The sequence below is a fragment of the Streptomyces sp. DSM 40750 genome (assembly GCF_024612035.1).
Taxonomy (GTDB): Bacteria; Actinomycetota; Actinomycetes; order Streptomycetales; family Streptomycetaceae; genus Streptomyces.
Map to the genome: position 1 here is coordinate 8,872,655 of NZ_CP102513.1, position 20,628 is coordinate 8,893,282.

Annotated in this window: 16 protein-coding genes; 10 read left to right on the plus strand and 6 right to left on the minus strand. The window is 69.7% G+C overall.

What is annotated here, in order from left to right; genetic code table 11:
* Window positions 1-99: 99 nt before the first annotated feature.
* The 3 genes from JIX55_RS39270 to JIX55_RS39280 all read right to left on the minus strand — a co-directional run bounded on the left by JIX55_RS39270 (window position 100) and on the right by JIX55_RS39280 (window position 4,660).
* On the minus strand, window positions 100-1,392 hold the full coding sequence (locus JIX55_RS39270) for an MFS transporter (RefSeq protein WP_257567981.1): 1,293 nt from the start codon (window positions 1,390-1,392) through the stop codon (window positions 100-102).
* Between the two features lie 94 nt (window positions 1,393-1,486).
* Window positions 1,487-2,992 carry a type I 3-dehydroquinate dehydratase gene (locus JIX55_RS39275; RefSeq protein WP_257569625.1) on the minus strand — a complete coding sequence of 502 codons (1,506 nt, stop codon included), beginning with the start codon at window positions 2,990-2,992 and terminating at the stop codon, window positions 1,487-1,489.
* Window positions 2,993-3,214: 222 nt separating this feature from the next.
* Complete coding sequence (locus JIX55_RS39280; protein WP_257567982.1) at window positions 3,215-4,660, minus strand: MFS transporter; 1,446 nt, start codon at window positions 4,658-4,660, stop codon at window positions 3,215-3,217.
* A gap of 536 nt (window positions 4,661-5,196) precedes the next feature.
* Between JIX55_RS39280 and JIX55_RS39285 the strand changes: the two genes are divergently transcribed.
* The 7 genes from JIX55_RS39285 to JIX55_RS39315 all read left to right on the plus strand — a co-directional run bounded on the left by JIX55_RS39285 (window position 5,197) and on the right by JIX55_RS39315 (window position 11,565).
* Complete coding sequence (locus tag JIX55_RS39285; RefSeq protein WP_257567983.1) at window positions 5,197-6,687, plus strand: arsenate reductase/protein-tyrosine-phosphatase family protein; 1,491 nt, start codon at window positions 5,197-5,199, stop codon at window positions 6,685-6,687.
* Between the two features lie 25 nt (window positions 6,688-6,712).
* A complete protein-coding gene (locus tag JIX55_RS39290; protein ID WP_257567984.1) occupies window positions 6,713-7,399 on the plus strand; it encodes a nitroreductase in 687 nt (228 codons plus the stop codon).
* 124 nt (window positions 7,400-7,523) lie between these two features.
* Window positions 7,524-7,955, plus strand: a complete 432-nt coding sequence (locus JIX55_RS39295) for a hypothetical protein (RefSeq protein WP_257567985.1) — start codon at window positions 7,524-7,526, stop codon at window positions 7,953-7,955.
* A complete protein-coding gene (locus JIX55_RS39300) occupies window positions 7,952-8,359 on the plus strand; it encodes a hypothetical protein (RefSeq protein ID WP_257567986.1) in 408 nt (135 codons plus the stop codon). The genes JIX55_RS39295 and JIX55_RS39300 overlap by 4 nt, the downstream gene beginning before the upstream one ends.
* Window positions 8,356-9,597 carry an acyl-CoA dehydrogenase family protein gene (locus JIX55_RS39305; protein WP_257567987.1) on the plus strand — a complete coding sequence of 414 codons (1,242 nt, stop codon included), beginning with the start codon at window positions 8,356-8,358 and terminating at the stop codon, window positions 9,595-9,597. Before JIX55_RS39300 ends, JIX55_RS39305 begins: the two co-directional genes overlap by 4 nt.
* A gap of 21 nt (window positions 9,598-9,618) precedes the next feature.
* Window positions 9,619-10,818 (plus strand): cytochrome P450, encoded by a 1,200-nt coding sequence (locus tag JIX55_RS39310; protein WP_257567988.1) that lies wholly within the window; start codon window positions 9,619-9,621, stop codon window positions 10,816-10,818.
* 6 nt (window positions 10,819-10,824) lie between these two features.
* Window positions 10,825-11,565 (plus strand): class I SAM-dependent methyltransferase, encoded by a 741-nt coding sequence (locus JIX55_RS39315; RefSeq protein WP_257567989.1) that lies wholly within the window; start codon window positions 10,825-10,827, stop codon window positions 11,563-11,565.
* A gap of 55 nt (window positions 11,566-11,620) precedes the next feature.
* Here JIX55_RS39315 and JIX55_RS39320 read toward each other — a convergent pair whose 3' ends face one another.
* Window positions 11,621-13,567: a Dyp-type peroxidase gene (locus JIX55_RS39320; protein WP_257567990.1), complete on the minus strand. Its 1,947-nt coding sequence runs from the start codon at window positions 13,565-13,567 to the stop codon at window positions 11,621-11,623.
* Window positions 13,568-13,926: 359 nt separating this feature from the next.
* Here JIX55_RS39320 and JIX55_RS39325 point away from each other — a divergent pair, with 359 nt between their 5' ends.
* Entirely contained in the window at window positions 13,927-15,876 is a 1,950-nt protein-coding gene (locus JIX55_RS39325; RefSeq protein ID WP_257567991.1) for a galactose oxidase early set domain-containing protein, read from the plus strand.
* 182 nt (window positions 15,877-16,058) lie between these two features.
* Here JIX55_RS39325 and JIX55_RS39330 read toward each other — a convergent pair whose 3' ends face one another.
* Window positions 16,059-16,616: a TerD family protein gene (locus tag JIX55_RS39330; RefSeq protein WP_443046632.1), complete on the minus strand. Its 558-nt coding sequence runs from the start codon at window positions 16,614-16,616 to the stop codon at window positions 16,059-16,061.
* 304 nt (window positions 16,617-16,920) lie between these two features.
* On the opposite strand from JIX55_RS39330, the gene JIX55_RS39335 reads away from it, so the two are divergent.
* The gene (locus tag JIX55_RS39335; RefSeq protein WP_257567993.1) at window positions 16,921-17,658 is read left to right on the plus strand and encodes a flavodoxin family protein; all 738 of its coding nucleotides are present in this window, start codon (window positions 16,921-16,923) and stop codon (window positions 17,656-17,658) included.
* A gap of 21 nt (window positions 17,659-17,679) precedes the next feature.
* On the opposite strand, the gene JIX55_RS39340 is transcribed toward JIX55_RS39335, so the two are convergent.
* Complete coding sequence (locus JIX55_RS39340) at window positions 17,680-19,053, minus strand: hypothetical protein (RefSeq protein WP_257569626.1); 1,374 nt, start codon at window positions 19,051-19,053, stop codon at window positions 17,680-17,682.
* A 197-nt stretch (window positions 19,054-19,250) separates the two neighbouring features.
* On the opposite strand from JIX55_RS39340, the gene JIX55_RS39345 reads away from it, so the two are divergent.
* Window positions 19,251-20,531 carry a molybdopterin-dependent oxidoreductase gene (locus tag JIX55_RS39345; protein WP_257567994.1) on the plus strand — a complete coding sequence of 427 codons (1,281 nt, stop codon included), beginning with the start codon at window positions 19,251-19,253 and terminating at the stop codon, window positions 20,529-20,531.
* The last annotated feature ends 97 nt before the right edge of the window (window positions 20,532-20,628 follow it).

Consider the following 20,628-nt stretch of genomic DNA (forward strand, 5'->3'; position numbering starts at 1 on the left):
GGCCCGGCGCCGCTCATGCGCAGATTGGCGACATAGCAGACTTTTCGTTCGATCTCTCAGGGCCACTCCGACCCTGTATCGCCGATCCGCATGCGAGGCTCACGTGGTCTCGAGTCTCGTCCCACGGGTCTCCGGCAGCAGGGCGAGAAAAATGATCGCAGCCGCCGATTCCAGCGCGAAGACGTAGTACGCGAGAGCGAGTGGATGGCCGTGGCCGATGGTCCAGGTGGCGATGATGGGCGCGCTGCCGCCGAAGACCGTGACGGCGACGTTGTAGGCCAGGCCGACGCCGGAGGTCCGTACCCCCGTGGGGAACAGCTCGCAGAACACCGCGGCGACGTTGCCGTAGGTGAGAGCGAGCAGCACATTGCCGGCCACCGCCACCAGCAGGTAGGTGAGCGGGGTCGGATGCTGCAACAGGCGCAGCATCGGGTATGCGAGGACCGCGAAGCCCAGGGCTTCGGCGATGATCAGCGGACGTCGGCCGGTCTTCCGGTCCGAGACCATGCCGACCAGGGGCAGCACGAGTACGAAGGCCGCGAGAGCGACGCAGTTCAGGGCCAGACCGGTCGTCAGCGGGAACCCCCCGACCAGGTGTGCGTAGGTGGGCAGGAAGACCTGCCAGGTGAAGTACGTGACTTGGCTGAACTGAATCACCATCACCAGGAGAAGGCTTCGCGGGTACCGTTTCACGGCCGTCCGCAGCGGCTTTCGCTCGACCTGGCCGGTGGACTGCAGTGTGGTGAAGAGCGGGCTCTCCGGAACCGTGCGCCGCAGGCGGAAGCCGTAGAGACAGAGTGCCGCCCCGATCAGGAACGGGATACGCCATCCCCAGTCGGCCACCACCTCCTTCGGGAAGACGGTGGTGAGCGTGGTCGCCACCAGCGTGGCGGACAGGATTCCGAGACCGGCGGTCATGTACTGGACGGCGCCGGTCGTCGCCCGGCGGTCGGCCGGCGCGTGCTCGACGATGAATGTGGAGGCCGCCTGGAATTCGCCGGAGTTGGAGACGTTCTGCACGGCCCGCCCGACGACGAGACAGATGGGCGCGAACACACCGATACTGCGGTAGGTGGGCGACAGGCCGATGATCAGCAGCCCCGATCCCATGAGGAACAGGCTGAGCGAGAGCAGCTTGCGACGGCCCCGCCGGTCCCCGTAGGGCGACAGCAGCATCGCGGCCGCGGGGCGCACGACGAAGGCGACGCCCACGACGAGACCGTAGGTGTAGAGCAGCGCGAACGCCTTGTTCTCCACGGGGAAGAACTGCTGGGCGAAGACCGGTGCGAGCAGGGAGTAGATCGTCGCGTCGTAGTACTCGATGAGGTTGCCGATCGCCCCCGCCCTGATCGCCTTGCGGGACGGGTCGGCGAAGGCGGTCCGGCCTTTCACGGGCATGGGGGTGGGGGGCAATACGACTCCAGGGGTGCGGGAGGCCGCTCGGCGCGAGGCGCGTACGGCGGTCTCGGACGTGCCGCCGCGACACCTAGGACGGGATCACCTTCGCGGGGCAGAGCGCGGTGCTGTACTCCGAGGCGTCCTGCGGGAGGGCACGGACGGTGTCTGCCGGCATCGGGTGTCCGGTCAGCAGCCTGAATTGCTCTCGTACCTCTATGAACAGCACCGACCGGCCGTCGATGGCGGGCAGCCCGTGGGCGCGGGCCTCGGTCATCAGCGCGGTCGGCTCCTCCCGGTAGACGAGTTCCAGTACGACGGCTCCGGGATCGGCGGTGGTGAGCCGGAACGGAGGGCGGTCGGCCAGCGGGGTGGCGTGCACCAGCAGTGAGTGTCCGCGGGCGGAGAACACGGGGAGGGGCACGAAGGGCAGGCCCATCAGGGCGGCGGCCCGCAGGCCCCGGTCCCGGCTCCGGTTCACCATGGTCACCCGGGCACCGGCCTGACGCAGCGCCAGGGCGACGGCCCGTCCCGCGCCCCCGCATCCCACGACGGCTGTACTGCGTCCGGCCGGATCGATGCCGGCCGCGGTCAGCGAGTCGAGCACGCCTGCCGGGTCGGTGGTGTCGGCGTGCCGGCGACCGTTCTCCAGCGACAGTACGTTTGCCGCGGCCGCGCCCCGCGCGGCCCGGGAGGCCGTGTCGGCCAGGGCCAGTGCATCCTCCTTGTGCGGCGCCGTCACCGTGAGGCCGCGCAGCGGAAGCCCCGCGTGTGTCCCCAGGGAGGCCGTCGTGTGCAGGAGGTGGGACAGTGAGCGGCTCGGAAACGGGAGGTAGAGCGCCCGCAGGCCCAGCGTGCGCAGGGCTGTGTTGTGCAGGCGGGGAGAGAGCGAGCGGCCGGGAGACACACCGGCGATGCCGTAGAGACGGTCCAGTCGAGGCAGCGCCGGCAGCCCGTAGTCCACGACGAGCTGACGCAGGCTCGGCATCCCGTCCGGTCCTTCGGCGCCGACGTGACCGAAGGCCACGGGTGCACCGAGCCACGGAGCCAGGATCCGGGTCCAGATCCCGGCCGGGCCGGAGGCGAAAGCCGTCACGTCGGGCCGATCCAGGGCACTGAGGAACATCGGCGCCGACGTGCTGCCTTCGGTGCCGGGACTTACCGACAACAGGTACAGCGCCGCGGGGACGGCCGCCATCGTGTCGAAGAGCCGGAGCAACCCGTCGAGCCCGGTCTCCCCGCCGTGCCAGGAGATCCGTCGTCGGTGGGGCGGAATGCGGGCCAGCACGTCGGGCGTCAGGTCGTCGGGCCACTCGAGATCAACCATGTCGTACTGGTCGGCGGCGTGCACCAGCCTGGCCTGCCGCTCGCCGGACCGTCCTTGGTGACGACCGCCGTGCCGGTGACTGCGCAGGCAGTACGTCAGCGAGCCGGTGAAGTTCCGCCGCAGCCACCTCGTTTCCGGATCACCCACCAGGTCGGCACGGACCTCCAGCCCGTCGGCGAGGGGATCGACACCGCTCAGCGGGTCGTGATCGAGGTCGTCGGGAGAGGTCAGGACGGCCACCAGCTGTGCCCGTCGCCCACCCTGTCTCATGAGTGCCACTGGATGTACTCCTCCGGGCGGACCCTTGTGAACTGGCCAGCGGCCGGCAGACGAACGCCTGCCAGTAGACCGCACGGGACGACATGATCAAGGAGGCGCGCTCGCAGTGGAGGGTCACGGAGGCAGACATCCCTCAAAAGCATTGACCAACCGTGCGGCTCGGTTGACGTTCCGCGTCGTGGCGCCGGCAACTGGTGGGGTCGCCCCGCCGTTTCATCCCGCCGTCTCCGAACCTGGCGCCCGGCGTCGCTCGGCGAGCGCACGCACCAGCAGGCCGAGCAGAACGGTGGTGCAACCGATCGCGCAGACAGTGAAGACAGCCACGTAACCGTCATCCGTCGGGTAGCCGTCGTCGGCGGTGTGGGCGGCGAGGATCACCCCGGTCGCGGCACTGCCGATCGCGCTGCCGACGACACGGAGCACATGATTGAAGCTGGTCGTGGAGCCGAGGTCGCCGCCCGGGACCGCGGTGTGGATCAGGGCGGCCACGACGGCCCAGACGATGCTGCTGCCCAAGCCGAAGGTCAGTATGGCGAGGAGCAGGTGCCACAGCTCGTCGTGGTGAGCGGCCAGAGCGACATGGGTACCGGTGAGGAGAACCCCGCCGAGCGACAGCAGCGCATACGGGCCCATACGGACGGCCGGTCGACGTGCCAGCCGACCCGCCAGCCGGCTCCCGGCGGAGAACGGGAGCATCACACACCCGGCCGCGAAGACCGAGAGCCCGAGCCCGTAACCCGTGCCGACGGGTGCTTGCACGAGCGTGGCGAGAGCGGAGACACCGATGAACGTCGCGGCGCCGAGCACGAACGTGGCGAAATTGGCCAGCAGCACATCGGGATGGACGAGCAACTCGGGCCGGACCAACGGCTGGGCGACGCGCCGCTCCCACCAGGCCCAGGCGGTGAGCAGCAGCGCGGCATCCACCAGCACGCTCAGCACGATGGCGGAGGTCCAGCCCCAACGCGACCCCTGGCTCAGTAAGAGGAGCAGACTCGCCAGACCGGCCACCAGAAGAACGGTGCCCGCCAGGTCGGCGCGTACGGAGGCGGACCGTGCGCCGGGGCCGGCGCCCGGGGCGGCGGTCGGGCGCTCATCCCTGGGCAGAATCAGCAGGGCGCCCACGACGGCCGGTGCGGCGAAGCCGGCCGCACACCAGAACCCCCAGCGGTGGTCGAGGTATTCGGCGATCAGGCCGGTCAGCGGGAAACTGAGTCCGGCCCCGGTGGCGGCGGTGACGGTGAGGGCGGTGATGCCGTCCGTCACCTTCGCCGGGGCGAGGTGACGGTGCGCCAGGGCGATCGTCATCGGCAGCATTCCACAGGCCGGGCCCTGGAGCGCCCGCCCGATCAGTAACTGCGAAAAGGTATCGGCGATCGCGGCCAGCAGGGAACCCGACAGCGTCAGGACGAGCACCCCCACCAGCGCCCACCGACTGTGGTGCCCGTCGGCCAGCCGGCCGAGCACGGGGGTGCTCACCGCTCCCACGAGCAGGGTCACGGTCAGCATCCACTGGGCCGAACTCACCGGCACGTGATGCGCCCGGGCGATGGAGGGGATCAGCAGCGCGCCGAGCGAGCTCACCATCGTGGTCGACAGTGCGCAGTAGATGAGCAGGGGCCCCACCGCGTTCGGTCGTCGCCGCACTCGTGGGCCCATTGCCACCGCCTTCTGAAAGCGCTCGCTCGGAACACCCACGATCTGGCTCTCGCGCAGTGGTGCGAACCCTGCGGTCACTCTCCCGACGGCGTGTCACTGCGCCGAACGGTGGTCTGCGTCCCGGGCGGAGATATCACCACGCAATCAGACCGTCGGGAACCACAATTTCCACCCGAGTACCGTTTTTCGCTTTTCGCGGATTACGGGATCTGTCGCGGACCCGCAAGCTCGCACGGGCAGAGATCAGGGGCATTCGACCGGCGCACGCGGGGCGCACGCACCATTACGTCGATCGTGCGCCTGTGCGACACCACGATAATGTGTCCCACAGTGGCATCCGGACCGGAATTGCCGCTGCAATCGAGGGACTTGAGGCACTTGCGCGGTGCACTGGATCCCTGCACACTCGAATGAGTCGGCGCATTGATCCGGGTATGGGTCGGCCGAGTGTTGTAGATCGTCGAAACGGTTCCTTCCGTACGTTCCGCTGTGAATTGACGAACCCTTCTTCTGGGCCACTCCGGAGGACCATGCGCATGGCTTGGCTCGCGCTCGGATACTTTCTCGCCTACATTCCCTACGCCATGCTCGTGAAAGCGATGTCCAGCGGGGTTTCCCCGCTGGCCGGGAGCCCGGTCGACGGCCTGGTGCTGCTACCGGCGGCCGCCCTCGGGCAACTCGCGGTCATGCCGCTCTTCCTGGCGTCCAGCGGATGGTGGCGTTACTGCCGGCAGCAGGAGATACCCGGAGTGGGGCGTGTCCGCGTGCCGGGAAGAGAAACGCTCCTGGCGGGGTTCTTCACCTCGCTCGTCATCGCCACCACCACGCTGAATTTCACCTTCGCCGGTGTCTCCATCCTCCTTGTGCTGCTTCTGATGCGTGGAGGTGTGCTGATCATTTCTCCGCTGGTCGACTCGGCACGCAAGCGAAACGTATCGGGATCCGCGTGGGCCGCTCTTGCTTTCAGTCTGCTGGCGGTCTCGGTGGCTCTCGGCGATGTGGACAGTTATCACCTCACCCTGGCGACGGTTTTGAGCGTGCTCACCTATCTCGTCGGGTACGTGGGGCGATTCGAGATCATGAGCCGCGTGGCCAAGACCGGAGTGAGGGAAACCGATCGCCGCTATTTCGTGGAGGAGCACGCCGCCGCCCCGGTTTTCCTGGTCGGGATCCTGGCGGCCGCGGCCCTGGCGGGACAGCCGGAGTTGCGCTCCGGGTTCACCACCTTCCTCGGCACCCCCGCCGCCTGGGGGGCCATCGGTATCGGCGTGGCCTACGAGGTGCTGTTCGTCTTCGGCACGCTGATCTACCTCGACCGCCGCGTGTACACCTGGTGCGTCCCGGCCAACCGGTGCGCCAGCCTGCTGTCCGGCCTGGTCGCCTCGTACGCCCTCGCCGGTCTGGCCGGGCTGCCGGTCCCGGGGGACGCACAGCTTCTCGCGCTCGTCTTCATCGGCGTCGCCATCGTGTCCTTGTCCTACCCCGCGACGGCCTCCTGGCGGCGGGAACGCGGCATGCGCGCACGGCGGGTGCTGTTCGTCTGCGGCGGCAACACCTCCCGTTCGCCCATGGCCGAGGTCATCGCCAGGAACCACGCGGTGCAGGTGGGAGGTTCCGCGAGGCGTGTGCGCTTCGCCAGCGCGGGAGTCTCCCCCGCCCGCGGCGGAGCGCCGCTGGCTCCCGCCGCCCGGAGCGCGCTCGCCGACCTCGGGATACGGCGGGTGCCGGGCCCCGTACACCCCCGCCGCCACCGGGCGAGGCCGGTCACCCCCCAGCTGTGCCGGGACAGCTCCGTCATCTACTGCATGACGCGCGCGCATCGCGACGCCGTGGTCGCCCTGGCGCCCGACGCGGAGAACCGCACCCTCTGTCTGGACCCGCACGGCGACGTCCCCAACCCCGAAGGGCAGTCGTCCGAGGTCTACCACCGGTGCGCCCATCGCATCGAGGAACTGGTCCGCACCCGTCTGCACGAGTTCCTCGGCGGCGACCCCGGACCCGACATCCGCCCGGCCGGCGTGGGTTGAGATGCCGGAGGAAGTGAGGCGGCCCATGACGGCACACACCGACCTGGCGTACGACGGCCTGTCCCTGATCGCGTCCCGCCATTGCAAACGCGCCTTCCTGGACCGGCCGGTGCCTCGGAACGTCCTCGCGGAGGTGTTCCTCGCCGCAGGTCAGGCACCCTCCAGCCGCAATATCCAGCCGTGGCGGGTGACCGTGGTGACCGGCAGCACGCTGGACGCGTTGACCCGCAGCCTCCGCGAGGCCTTCGACCGCGGAGAGCCTTCACAGCCGGACTACGCCAACCGGCCGCCGACGCTCGACAACACCGCGGTGGAGCGCGCCCGCGCGGCTCTCTCCGGAGTGCTACGAGCCAAGGGCCATGCCCCCGACGACGCCGCGGCCGCCCGGGAGCACCTCCGTGACAATCTGCGCTTCTACGGTGCCCCGGTCGCTGTCGTCTGCCACGTCCCCGGTGACACGGTGCCCGGAACCTTCCTGGAGACCGGCCTCTTCCTGCAGAACATCATGCTCGGGCTGGTCGCCCGGGGCCTGGGCAGCTGCCCGCAGTTCAGCGTCGCGGGCTACGCGGACGTGCTGCGCCGGAAGCTGGACATCGAGACCCATCGGATCATCGTCTGCACCCTGGCCGTCGGCTACCCCGACGAAGCGGCACCGGTCAACAGGTTCGTCCCACCGCGGGCCCGCATGGAGGAGTACGTCCAGTGGTGCTGACCTTCCCATCACGAGCAACTGATGACCGATCGCAGGCTTCCCGGGTTGCCGGCGTCGCGGCTTCCTCGGAATCCCTGAATCCCGTCACGACATCACAGAACCTCTGTGGGAGGGAGAGCATTTCATGACCATGCGCTCGGTGGCCGGTGTAGCACCATCGGCCGAGCCGTTCCCACCGGAGAGCCCCGACATCTCGGCCCTGTTGGGCGACTGGCTCAACACCGACCGGGGAGCGATGCCCAAGGGCCCTCTCCGGCTGACCCTCGCCCCGCGCGGAACGGGCCTCGCCGTACGGGCCTTCGGCAGCACCGCGGCGGGCGGGCAGCCGCAGGACTGGGGTGAGGTACCGGCGGCCCTCTACACCGCGCCCGGCTCACCCTCCGTGGCCTCGTCGTTCGCCGCCGTCTACGAACTCGACGGAGTCCGCACGGTTCTCTGCGCCTACTACAAGACGGGCATCCTGGTGGCCACCGCCTCCAGCGTCCCCGTCGACGGAGGCGGGCGCCCCGGCGAGTGGTCCCGCTCCTTCTTCCACCGGCTGGAGGAGAGCGCATGACGGCACCGCACACCGACCTGGCCGGGCTCACCGGCGGGTGGGTCAACTTCGACACCACAGCCATCGGCATCCGGCTCGTCGACGCCGTCGAGGACGAGGGCCGCCTCGCACTGAGCGTCGCCGAGCGCGGCCCGGGCGAGGTCGACACCCGCGACGCCCTCACCGCCACGCCACTGGTGGATGCGGGCGGCGACGGTCCGGCGGTGGGTTTCCTCGCCGAAGTGCGGCTCGGCACCCGGGACGTCATCCTCTGCGGCTATCTCAACCGCGGCCTGCTGACCATCGACGTCCACACGGTGCACTCCGACGACCCTCGGGTGCCCAACGCGATGTACCGCGCCCATTACTACCGTCGGGGACCCGCCCGGCCGTCCGGATCTCCGGAAGGGGCTCTTCTTCCATGACCGCCGACCTGGTGCACGGCACTCAGGAGCCGCACGGCCCCGTTCTCGGACACCGAGCCGCCCTCGACAGCGCACAGAAAATGGCCGCGGAGACGTTTTCCGCCCGCGCGGACGACTACGACCGCAGGGCCGCCTTCCCCGCCGAGGACTTCGACGACCTCTTCGCCGCCGGTCTGCTGGCTGCCGCCGTGCCACGCGAGTACGGAGGACTGGGCTTCGGCCCGCAGCAGCGCAACACGCTGCCCCTGTGGGAGCTGACGACCATCCTGGCCTCGGCGGATCTCTCGCTGGCGCGCTGCTGGGAGGGACACGCCAACTCCCTGGTCCTCATCGACGCCCTGGGAACGCCCGAGCAGCGGCGGCGCTGGTTCGCGGGCGTGGTCGAGCGCGGGGAGAAGTGGGTGGCCTGGAGCGGCGAGCCCCGGGCCCCCAAACCGGGGGAGACCGGCCGCTTCGGCACCACCCTCACCCCTGTCGAGGGGGGCTGGACCGTGCGGGGCACCAAGGCGTTCGCCACCAGTGCCACGGGCGCCCAGTGGGCCGTCCTCTTCGTCGACCCCGCCGGACCCGGCGGAGCACGGCACGCGCCGGCCGCCCGGAACGGCCGGGCGACGGGCAGCGGACTCCTCATGCTCGCCTGCGATCTGTCCGACCCGACGGTGAGCGTCGACAGTTCGTGGTGGGACCCGGTGGGCATGCGCGCGACGGTCAGCCACCTGGTGCGGTTCGACGACACGTTCATCCCCCGGGACCACCTCATCGGCGCACCCGGCAGCTATCTCACCGGGCACTGGCAGGCCGCGTTCGTCCCCCACTACGCCTCCAGCTTCCTGGGCGCCGCCCAGGCTGCGCACGACTACGGGCTGGCGTACCTCAGGAAGCAGGGCAAGGGGGCCGACCCGTACGTACGGCAGCGGGTGGGCAGCATGGCGGTCAACGTGGACACCGCCCGCCTGTGGCTGCGCCATGTCGCCGCGTTGTGGGACGAGGACAGGGTGGACGAGGCCAGGCTCGCAGGCAGCAAGGCCCGGCACGTCGTCGAGCACCTGGCGGAGGAGACCGTGCACCACTGCATCCGTGCCTGCGGCGCCCGCAGTCTGGTGCGCCCCAGCCCGGTCGAACGGATCCTGCGCGACCTGACCTTCTACCAGCGCCACGACAACGACGACCACATCCTCGCCACCATCGGTCGCGCGGCGCTCGGCGAGGACCATGACCCGTCCTTCCACACACCCTGAGTCGAGTCAGGAGGGACCGCGATGCCCGTCCCGAACCGTCGGCCCGGCGCCTTCCCCTTCGACACCCGCGTCCACTCAGAGGTGTTCGAGAGGCTGGCCTGGCTGCGCGAGAACGAACCCGCGACCCGTGTGGTCGTCGCCAGCGGACACGAGGTGTGGCTGGTGACCCGGTACGAGGACGTACGGCAGGTGCTCCGCGACCGGCGGTTCAGCGTGACGGCCAACACCGCGTCCGACGCGCCCAGGTTGTTCACGACCCCGTTCCCGCCCGGCGTGTCCCTCCTGCGGGACACCGAGCCGCCGGACCACGCCCGGCTGCGCCGGCTGGTCATGCCGCAGTTCAGGGCGCGACAGGTGGAGCGGTCGCTGTCGCTGATCCAGAAGATCACCGAGGGGCTGCTCGACGCCATGGCCGACGCCGGCCCGCCCGCCGACCTCGTCGCCGACTTCGCACGCCCCCTGCCCATGGCCGTGATCTGCGCATGGCTGGGCATCCCGGCCGAGGAGAGCGACCGGATCCTGGCCCTGTCGGACACGATGAACGGCAAGGGTCCCCTGGAGCGGATCACCGCGGCCCAGCGGGAGATGTGCGACTACCTGGCGGCCCTGACGGACTCCCGGCGCATGGCGCCTGGAGACGATCTGTTCAGCGTCCTGGTCGCGGCACACGACGAACAGGACGCGCTCTCCGACGCCGAGTTGACCGGGACAGGTGTCAGCCTGCTGTTCGCGGGCCACACGGTGGTGACGACCGCCCTGGCGGCTGCCCTGAGCACCCTGCTGCACCGGCCGGCCGACCTCGTCCGGTTGCGGGACGACCCGGCGCTGACGGAGCGCGCGGTGGAGGAACTGCTGCGCTACCACCTGGTCCTGAGGGACGGTCAGATACGAGTGGCCACCGAGGACGTGGACATCGCCGGGGTCACCGTCCGCGCCGGAGAGTCCGTCGTGGCCTCCCTCAACTCCGCCAACCACGACACGGACGTCTTCTCCGACCCCGAAGTCCTCGATCTGGGCCGTGACCCCAATCCCCATGTGGCGTTCGGCCACGGCATCCACCGCTGTCTGGCGTCCCATCTGGCGCGGGCCGAGTTACGCATCGGCCTCACCTCGCTCCTGGCCCGCTTTCCCGGACTGCGCCCGGCCGCCGCCGAGGCGTCGGCGGACTGGAAGGACCATCAGCGCCTACAGGCGCTCGCCGCCCTCCCCGTCAGCTGGTGAGCGCACTTGGCCTTCCATTCCACCAAGACGGGCCAGTTCGCCTACTTCGACACCCAACTCGGCCGCCCGGACTGGTCCGGGCGCAGGGTGCTGGACTTCGGCGGGAACATCGGCACGTTCCTGGAGGGCGCCGCAGGACGGGTCGAGCCGTCGCTCTACTGGTGCGTCGACGTGTCACGGCCCGCGATCGAGGAGGGCCGGCGGCGCGAACCGGAGGCCCACTGGGTCTTCTACGACCGGTACAACCCGCAGTTCAACCCCGGCGGCCTTCGCGGGCTCGCGCTGCCCGACCTGGAAACGCGTTTCGACTACGTCCTCGCGTACTCCGTCTTCACCCACACACCGGACGACGAGACCGTGGAACTGGTGGACGCGCTGCGGTCGACACTGACCGACGACGGCATGCTCGCCTTCACCTTCATCGCCCCGGGCTGGGTGCCGCCGGGCGAGGGGCAGCAGCCCAACGTGCGGTGGCGGCTGAGCAGTCGCTCCTTGGGGAACGCGGCGGTACCGCCCTCCGTTCCGGCGCACATGGACGCCGTCGTCGAGCGGGCGCGTGAGGCGCCCTGGTGCGCGGTCGTGGACCAGAGTCTGCTGTTCGACGCCCGCGCCCCGGTCGGCCCGTGCGGACGGTACGACGTGCTCTGGAGCCCGGACCACGCGAGGTCACTGTTCCCGTTCGCCGAGGTACGGCCCCCTGCCGCGCCGGAGCGGCAGCACTGCTGTCTGATCGGCCCCGAGGACTGACATCGCCCGCCTTCGTGGGGCGGGCGATGTCAGAGGACCGGCGTGCCGGAAGGTGTCAGCGGCCGGCGGTGTTGGTGTGCCAGATCGCCTTGCCGTCGTCGTAGATCACTACGTTGCCGTCCATCTGGACGACGAGCTGGGCGTTCGGGTGCCCGCTGGTCCCGGAGGACCAGACCTTCTCCTTTTTGTTCTTGTCGTCCGGGTCGACCCACATGACGAGGAGCTCCCCGTCATTGAACAGTGCCTGCGCCTTCGGGCCGCCGGGCTTCTCCTGGTCCGCGGACCAGCGGATCTGGTTGTTCTTGCTGTCGATGACCTGGAGCTCGCCGTCCTCCGTCAGGAACAGCCGCACCGTGCCCGAGTCGACGGTGTCCCGCTCCGTGTTGTCGAAGCTGTCGGAGGTGAAGATCGTGCGCCCGTGGACGACCATGTTGGTGTTCATCCGGCCCTCTGCCAGCTGGTCGATGACCGGGATCGACGGCACGAAGGCGTACACCGCCCCCTCGGTCCGTACGAACTGGGCGAACTTCAGCGGGACCGCCTCGCCGTTGCCCTCGGGGCGCACCCAGGAGACCACGGTCTCCTCACCCGCCACGGGGTCGGAACCCGCGGGGTGCGGGCCGGGGTCGACCTTCTTGTGATGGGTGTCGGCGTTGGGCTGGGGGAAGGTCTCGTCGTTCATCCAGTCCCGCTGGATGAACTCGAACTGCCGGAAGAGGTCGGCCTGGTAGGAGACGAAGACCAGGCCGCGGGGTGCGTCAGGGCCGTTGAGCGCGGAGGCGGACGGGTCGAACGGCAGGCCGTACGGAATGCCGCGGCGCATGATCCGGCGGTGGTTGAACCTCGTGTCGTCGACGAACTGGGACGTCTTGGGGTCCTTGAAGCCGTCCCTGGGGTTGGTCTTGCGCAGGTGGGACCAGAGCGGGGTGACCTTGCCCTCGGGGTCGTTCCTGAACGAGATCATGTTGTCGCCCGACGCTTCCGCGTTGTACGACATGTCGGCGTGCGGACACTTCGCCACAGGCGTGCCGCTGCGCCAGCGTCCGACGAGCCGGGCGGCCAGCCACTCGGTCGTCGCCTCTTGGGGCGCGGCCTTCGCCTCCTTCAGCACCTTCAGCTGTTCGGCCACGCCGGCCCACCAGCCGGGGACGTCCTGGGCCAGTCGGCGCACGACCTGGAAGGAGCCCTTCTGCGCCCACTCCGGGTAGGGCAGGGGGTGCGGGCGCTCCCGCTCAAGACCGACGACGAACTCCCCGGGATTGATGAGGATGGTGCCGGGGTGGCCCTTCTCGTAGACCGGCTTGTCGGGGTCGGGCTCGTCGAGGTACTTGATCGCGGGCTCACTGACGCCGTCCTTGAATCCGAAGTGCTCCCGACCCCGGCGAGGGCCTTCGAGGGTGGCGCCCTCCTGCTCGTAGACGGTGACGATCTTGGCGCGGGCGAGGTCCTGGCGTACGTCTCCGAGAGTGGCCCGAAGGACGTGCGCCTGGTCGGCGGCGAGAGTGAGCACCGCGTGGACGTTTCCGCCGCCGAAGTTGCCGAAGAGCCAGTTCTGGGGGGCGTTCTGGCCGGTGTCACCGAGGGCCGCCGCACGCTTGGCCGGGCCCTCCGCGAAGGCCTTCAGCGGGCCGTCGGTGCTGTTGTTGTCGATGCCGGGCAGCGGGTTGTTGCCGGTGAGGAACCTCAGCCCGTCGAAGGTGAAGCTGATGCCGTACCACAGCGCGTTCAGGTTCTTCGGATCGTCGCCCCCCGAGTACTGGCGGGCCCGGGAGAACTCCCTGTTGAACTTCGCCACCTGGCCGGTGGTGGCGATGAGCGGCCGCAACTGTTTTAGCCATGTGCGCGTCATCTGCTGGTCCTCGAACCGCAGGAACACCAGCTGCATGTGGTCCTTCTTGAACCCGGCGAGTACGTCGCCCTGGATCTCGGTGTCCTCGCGCAGGAACAGGTTTTTGGGGTCGGTCGGCTTTTTGGGGTCGATCGGCGCCGTGGACGTGTACATACGTGCGCTTCCTCCAGGGAATTCGGCGGCATGTTTCGGGTCTTCCGTACCCCGCAGAAATAGCGACGAGGGGTGAATTCGAGCCAAGCATCCAAATGGCATGGATGTTCACCCGTCTGGTGGAGCGCATGGCCGGCGCACGGTTCCTGATCGTGCGCCGGTCATATGCGCTGGTGCCACTGATGCCGGTCTCGGCATGCATGAACCGGGTGATTCCTGGTATTTGTTTTTGTTGTTGCAACGACAGAGTTGCTTGAAAGGATGTGGACGCCTCGGGGCGTGTGTTCGTCGTGGGTGCCGTCTTGAATTTCCTTTCTTTGGAATTCGATCCCTGATTTCCTCAGGTGGCTAGGAGAGCCATGCCTCCAAAAAGAATTTCCGCGGCCTTTTCGGCGTGCGCGCTGGTATCCGCGCTGGCCGTCACGGCGGGGTTGGCCGCGCCTTCCGCGTACGCGCATGACGGTGCCCATCACGAGGACGCGGGCGGCGCGGGCGAAGCCAAGGTCCATGTGCCCGAGCGGCAGGTCAAGAAGGAGATGAGAGCCGACGAGGCCGCCGTCCTGGGCGAGGAGCACGCCCGGGAGCACGCCCGACTCCGGGCGACGGCCAAGGCCCTGGACGAGTACCCGCAGACGACCCGCACCGAGCGGCTGAAGAAGCTGACGGAGTCCCAGGCGGAGACCAACAAGCAGTACGCAGCCGACCAGTTCGGCCGGTTCGCGGAGTACTTCCCCTCGCCGGACTACGGCGACCACATCGCCATGCTGCCCACCGGCAAGGTGCTGCTCTTCTCCTTCGAGCCGGTCGAGGACAACCCCCAGAAGGAGACCGCCCCCACCGACGTCATCGGCGAGGACAACGCCGGCCGCGCGTATCTGTGGGACCCGGCCAAGGGCACGGGAGCCGACGCGTTCAAGAACGTTCCCCCGCCGTTGGTGGTGATGCCGGACGGCAAGAACGAGGAGCGTCCGGCGCCGTTCTTCTGTTCCGGCCACGCGTTCCTGCCCAACGGCATGGTGGGTGTGTTCGGCGGCAACCTCGGCGGCAACGGCGGCAGCGGCGCCAAGCTGTCACTCGTCTTCGACCCGTGGACCGAGACCTGGCACCGCAACCAGGACATGTCGGTCGGCCGGTGGTATCCCGGAGTCGTGGAGGGCAAGGACGGCCGACTGCTCATCATGTCGGGCCAGTCGGAGCTCGGCTGGGGCACCCCCACACCCGTCGTCGAGCGCTTCCCCGCCAAGTCGCATCCGGTGCCGTGGCAGAAGGACAACGTGCCGGTGAACGTACCGGTCGACAGGTTCCGTGCCAGAGCGCCCTTCAGCAGGGACTACCCGCACCTGTTCTCGCTGCGCGACGGCAAGATCTACGGCCTCGGCCGGATGCTCAACGAGCAGTACGTCTTCGACCTCGACACGGAGTCGCGGGCGAAGCTGCCGGACCGGCCCAACATCCCCTGCAAGGACGCGAGGGACGGCAACGGCGAGGGCTGCAATCCCGAGCGCATCAACGGCTCCGCGGTGGCGCTGCCCAACGGCTACCAGGGCCCGGACTCGGTGCTGGTCCTCGGTGGCAACCGGGATGACGCGAACACCTACGAACTGGCCAAGGGGGAGAACTGGGTCAAACGCGAGCCCCGGGCCTTCGGCCGGTCGAACGACAACACCGTCATCCTGCCGGACGGCAAGCTCTTCACGGTCAACGGCTCGTTCCATATCCGCAACTACGGCAACGGCATGTACAACCCGAACGCCCTGCCGAAGTACCGCCACACCGAGGCGCGCGACGCGGACGGCAGCTGGAAGCTCGGCCCGGTCCAGCGGCTGCCGCGCGGCTACCACTCCAACGCGGTCCTCATGCCCGACGGGCGGATCCTGGTCACCGGGGACGAGGCCCAGCAGATCGCCAATGACCCGGACATCAAGGACACCATGCACGGCAGCATCGAGATGTTCGAGCCGTGGTACATGCACGTCGGCGACCGGCCACAGCTCAACAGGGTCCCGGCCGGTGCGCTGACCTACGACTCCGCCTTCTCCGTGCAGACCTCCACGCCGGGGCGCGTCGCCAGTGCCGTCCTGGTGGCACCGTCGACCGTCACGCACTCGACGAACTCCAACCAGCGCCACCTCAAGGTGAAGATCAACAACCGTGAGGGCAACAGGCTCGGCCTGCAGACCCCGGCGACGTCCGCCGACGCGCCACCCGGGTGGTACATGCTGTTCCTGCTGGACGAGCGAGGCGTGCCGAGCACGGCGAAGTGGGTGAAGCTGGAGCCCGCGGGGGCCTTGTCCCCTGCCGGGCGGTGATTGACGGATCATGAATCCCGGGCCGTCCCCTGCCAAGCCGGCCTTCCCGGCGGCAGGGGCCGGCCCGGACGTGCGAACCGCTCTGCGGGCGAGGGTCCCCGGCGAGTGGGAGGTCGCAGAACGGCGGCGCGTCGGTGGTTCCGGGCTCCACCGTACGTTTCTGCGTTACTGCCTGGTCAGGGCTATGGGGTGCTGCCCATCTCCGCGGTGAAGATCAGGGGGTCGCTGTCGAACCCTCGGACGATCCGGTGAAACTCCCAGCCTGCGGAGGTGTCCCGGGTGAACTCCGCGACGGTGGCGGCGGTGGATCCGGCGACCTGCGCGAAATCGTCCTTGAGCAGTTCCTTGTACCCCTCGACGACCAGCACTCCGGCGTTCGACAGGTCACCGAAGGTCTTGGGGCCGCTGGTCTGGTGGATCGCGACGCCCACGACCACCCGTGCGAAGGAGGACGCGAGGCGATCGAGTTCCAGGGTCATCGCCTCGACATAGCCGAAGCCCTGACCGGTCTGGCTGTGCCGGCTCATGTTGATGGTGCCGTCCGGTGAGCGGCTGTCGAAGTGGACGACGTACACCGGACGCCCGTAGGGGGCTTCCGCCGAGTACGTGGTGGCGATGATGTCGAGATGATGAGGCGGCTGATCCCAGGGACTCGGGTCCCACTTGAGCCGTACCTCGGCCTTCGCCACGCCCTGACTGTCGCTGTTCACCGGATCGCTGCCTCTCCCGCATCGAGCCATCACGGGATGGCTGCCGCATGGTCAAGTATGACTCCCGGCCAACCTGTTGAAGCCCTGAACGGAAGCTCGTGTGGGTTTGCGACCTGGTTCCGTGCTGCGGACGGGAGGGTGGTTCGAGCCTTCCGCGAAGCGGCGGCGGATGCGTGCGCGTGTGCCGCCGCCCCCGTGCGGAGCCTCGCGGTGGCAGGGCCGATCGGGGACAAAGGGCGACAAATCGAGCTCCGTGCGAGACGCTGCCGCCGGGCCGTCCTGTGGTTGACGTCGGACGGCTCCAGGACCCGCCGCTTCCGTGAAGGAGCCCGCCATGGCCACTCCGTCGTCCCCGGCCGTCGACGACGCCTACCGCTTCGACGACCTCACCGCCTTGTTCGTCAACTGCACGCTCAAACCGTCCCCGCAGCTCAGCCACACCCAGGGCCTGATCGACAGGAGCCGGGCCGTCATGGACGGGCGCGGGGTGACCACGGAGGTGATCCGTGCCGTCGATCACGACATCGCCACCGGCGTCTACCCGGACATGACCGAGCACGGCATCGCGAGCGATGAATGGCCGGCGTTGTACGAGAAGGTGCTGGCCGCCGACATCCTGGTCCTGGCCGGCCCCATCTGGCTGGGCGACAACAGCTCGGTGACGAAGAAGGTGATCGAGCGGCTGTACGGTTGCTCGGCACTGCTCAACCCCGCGGGGCAGTACGCCTACTACGGGCGGGTGGGCGGGTGCCTGATCACCGGGAACGAGGACGGGGTCAAGCACTGCGCGATGAACGTCCTCTACAGCCTCCAGCACCTCGGCTACACGGTCCCGCCCCAGGCGGACGCGGGCTGGATCGGCCCCGCCGGTCCGGGGCCGTCGTATCTGGACCCCGGATCGGGCGGCCCGGAGAACGACTTCACCAACCGCAACACGGCCTTCATGGCGTGGAACCTGATGCATCTCGCCGCCCTGCTCAAGCGGTCCGGCGGCATCCCGGCCCACGGCAACCAGCGCTCCGAGTGGGACGCCGGTTGCCGCCCCGACGCGGACAATCCCGACCACCGCTGAGCCCGAGTGGGTGACGGCCCGTCACCAGCCGGTCAGCAGGAGGTGGTTGAGGAGCAGGGCGAGGGCGGCCTGGGCGGTGAGCCAGGCGCGCGGCCGGGTGAGAAGAGCGCAGGCCGGGAGAAGCCACAGCGCGAACGGCAGCCAGATCCGTTCGGTCTCGGCCTTGCTCATCCCGGACAGGTCGGCGGTCAGCAGGGCGAGCGCGGCGGCCGCCACGAGCAGGGTGAGGCGGAACTCGGCATCGGGGCCGCCGGGTCGGCCCAGGCGGGGCAGGAGGCCGTCGTGCCGCCGGGGTACGAGGCGGTGGCGCTGCCGGACGACCGTGGCACCTGTCCGCCGCAGGCCCGCCACGGTCGCCAGGCCCACGACGAACACCGTGCACGCGAGGTTCGCCCACACCCAGTAGCCGTACGGGCGGAAGCCGCCGGCGCCCTGGTAGTAGCGCTCGACCAGTAGGTGGTACGCCTCCCACCAGTCGAATCCGGCGAGGGTGAACAGCAGGGGGACGACGGCGAGTCCGGTGAGCAGGAAGAAGAGCCCCCGGGTGAGATGCCGGAGCTGGTGCCGGCCCAGGACCAGCACACCCGCCGCGATCAGGACGAACAGCGTGAGCCCGTACGACAGGTAGCAGGTGAGGCCGAAGAGCAGCCCCGAGCCGAACGCCGCCGTCCGCCGTCGGCGTTCGGCGCGCCCGGTCAACGCGAGTGCGAGCAGTGCCACGGACCAGGCGGCGACCGCCGCGAAGTAGCCGTCGGCGGAGGTGCCCATCCATACCGCGGCCGGCGCGAGGACCAGGAAGGGTGCCGCCCGCCGCGCCAGGGCCTCCCCGGCCAGGGCCCGGACGGTGACGAGTACGGCCGCGCACGCCGTGGCGCCGACGGTGATGCACCAGACGCCGGCCCAGGCTCCGCCGCTCAGACCGATCCGGTCGAGGAGCACGAAGGTGAGGGTGGCTGCCGGGGGGTGTCCGGCGACGTGCGGGGGCCAGTGGTCGGGGGAGCCCAGCAGGATGTGGTCGGTGAAGGTGCGCAGGGTGCCGGGGATGTCGCCGAAGCGGTCGATGACCTGGAGGTACTCGTACTTGGTCGTCAACCGTCGGGCGATCCCGCGGTGCCAGCCGTCGACGAGGGCGAGGGACCATGTCCAGGCCATGGCCGTGGCCCAGGAGGTCCACAGCAGAGGGCGCCAGGGCAGCCGGGCGGCGAGCGGAGGGCCGTACGCCACGACGCCGACGGCCACGGCGAGTGCCGCCGGAGTGCCGGGGCCGGTGTGCGGCACCCAGTTGGCGTACAGGGGTGGCCAGCCCACGTGGAGGACGTCCTCGGCGCGCTTGATGGCGATGCCGACCAGCGCGGCGGCCACGACGAGCAGGACAGCGGCCGCCGCCGCGTACAGATCGCGTCGGAGGTCGCGGGCGCGGAGACCACCGTCACGGAGGTCACCGTCGCCGAGAACACGGTTGTGGAGATCGCGGGTCACGCGGGAACGCTAGGCCGGACGGCCGCCCTCGGCCCCCTGACAGGCGCAGACGTCAGCGTTTCGTCATGGGTCGCGGCCCCTCCCGCACGGTGCTCCGGACCTACGGTCGGGGCATGGCACGCACTCCTTCCTCCCCCGCGTTCTGGCGCAGCCCGCTGCGCGGCCCCTGGCTGACCTCCGTACTCGGGGTGGTGCTGCTCGCCGGGGTCACGGTGCTGTTCGTGACGGGGCTGCTGTCGTACGCGGCGTACAACCCGGGGCTGTCGCCCGTGAACGACAAGACCCCCGACAAGGGCATCCTCGGCTTCTACCTCTTCGCCTGGCCGACCGACCCGCCCTGGCTCTACCGCCTCAACCAGGGCGTGCACGTCACGCTCGGCATCACGCTGATCCCCGTACTGCTGGCCAAGCTGTGGTCGGTCGTGCCGAGGCTGTTCCAGCTGCCGCCCGCCCGGTCGCTCGCCCACGCGCTGGAGCGGCTCTCGCTGCTCCTGCTGGTCGGCGGCGCACTCTTCGAGTTCGTCACCGGTGTGCTCAACGTCCAACTCGACTACGTCTTCCCCGGCTCCTTCTACCCGCTGCACTTCTACGGCGCCTGGGTGTTCTTCGCCGCGTTCGTCGCGCACGTGGTGTTGAGGGCGCCGACCGCCGTGCGCAACCTGCGCCGGCTCCGGGGGGAGGAGAACGGCGCAGGCTCGGTTCCCGCGCCTGTCGCGCCGCCGGTGTCCGCCGGCGAGCCGTCGTTGGTGTCCCCGAACCCGGCCGAGCCGACCACCTCCCGACGCGGGGCGCTGGGGCTGGTCGGGGGCGGCTCGCTGCTGCTGTTCGTCACCACGGCGGGGCAGAGCTTCGACGGGCCGCTGCGGGCCACCGCCCTCCTCGCCCCGCGCGGCGGCGCCGAGCCGGGCAGCGGCCCCGGCGGCTTCCAGATCAACAAGACGGCCGCGTCACGAGGGATCAGCGCGGCGGAGACGAACGAGGAGGCGTGGCGGCTGACGGTGACCGGGCCCGGCGGCACCGTACGGCTCAGCCGGGCCGATCTGTTCCGACTGCCGCTGCACAGCGCGGCGTTGCCCATCGCCTGCGTGGAGGGGTGGTCGACCTCCGACCAGTGGTGGCGGGGCGTACGGCTGCGCGACCTGGCCGCCCTCGTCGGATACGAGGCCGACGCCGCGCCCGACGTCCTGGTGGAGTCCCTCCAGCGGCGCGGTGCCTTCCGCCGGGCCGCCCTGCGCGCCAACCAGGTGCGCGATGCGCGCTCCCTGCTCGCCCTGGACGTCAACGGGGAGCCGTTGACCCCCGACCACGGCTATCCGGCGCGGGTCATCGTGCCCGCCGCGCCCGGTGTCCTCAACACCAAGTGGGTGGCCCGTATGACGTTCGGAGACCTGTGATGAGAAGTCTTCGCCCGCGCGTGGGCAGCCCGTTCCAACTGCTGCTCCTCGCCTGTTCGTTCGCGCTTGCCGGATACGCGGGGGTGCGGCTGTTCGC

Excerpts from the sequence above, each read along its gene's own strand:
- JIX55_RS39320 (WP_257567990.1), bottom strand. The coding sequence starts at position 13,567 with ATGTACACGTCCACGGCGCCGATCGACCCCAAAAAGCCGACCGACCCC.
- JIX55_RS39295 (WP_257567985.1), top strand. The coding sequence starts at position 7,524 with ATGACCATGCGCTCGGTGGCCGGTGTAGCACCATCGGCCGAGCCGTTC.
- JIX55_RS39275 (WP_257569625.1), bottom strand. The coding sequence starts at position 2,992 with ATGAGACAGGGTGGGCGACGGGCACAGCTGGTGGCCGTCCTGACCTCT.
- JIX55_RS39300 (WP_257567986.1), top strand. The coding sequence starts at position 7,952 with ATGACGGCACCGCACACCGACCTGGCCGGGCTCACCGGCGGGTGGGTC.
- JIX55_RS39345 (WP_257567994.1), top strand. The coding sequence starts at position 19,251 with ATGGCACGCACTCCTTCCTCCCCCGCGTTCTGGCGCAGCCCGCTGCGC.
- JIX55_RS39310 (WP_257567988.1), top strand. The coding sequence starts at position 9,619 with ATGCCCGTCCCGAACCGTCGGCCCGGCGCCTTCCCCTTCGACACCCGC.
- JIX55_RS39335 (WP_257567993.1), top strand. The coding sequence starts at position 16,921 with ATGGCCACTCCGTCGTCCCCGGCCGTCGACGACGCCTACCGCTTCGAC.
- JIX55_RS39290 (WP_257567984.1), top strand. The coding sequence starts at position 6,713 with ATGACGGCACACACCGACCTGGCGTACGACGGCCTGTCCCTGATCGCG.
- JIX55_RS39325 (WP_257567991.1), top strand. The coding sequence starts at position 13,927 with ATGCCTCCAAAAAGAATTTCCGCGGCCTTTTCGGCGTGCGCGCTGGTA.
- JIX55_RS39305 (WP_257567987.1), top strand. The coding sequence starts at position 8,356 with ATGACCGCCGACCTGGTGCACGGCACTCAGGAGCCGCACGGCCCCGTT.
- JIX55_RS39280 (WP_257567982.1), bottom strand. The coding sequence starts at position 4,660 with ATGGGCCCACGAGTGCGGCGACGACCGAACGCGGTGGGGCCCCTGCTC.
- JIX55_RS39285 (WP_257567983.1), top strand. The coding sequence starts at position 5,197 with ATGGCTTGGCTCGCGCTCGGATACTTTCTCGCCTACATTCCCTACGCC.
- JIX55_RS39330 (WP_443046632.1), bottom strand. The coding sequence starts at position 16,616 with ATGGCTCGATGCGGGAGAGGCAGCGATCCGGTGAACAGCGACAGTCAG.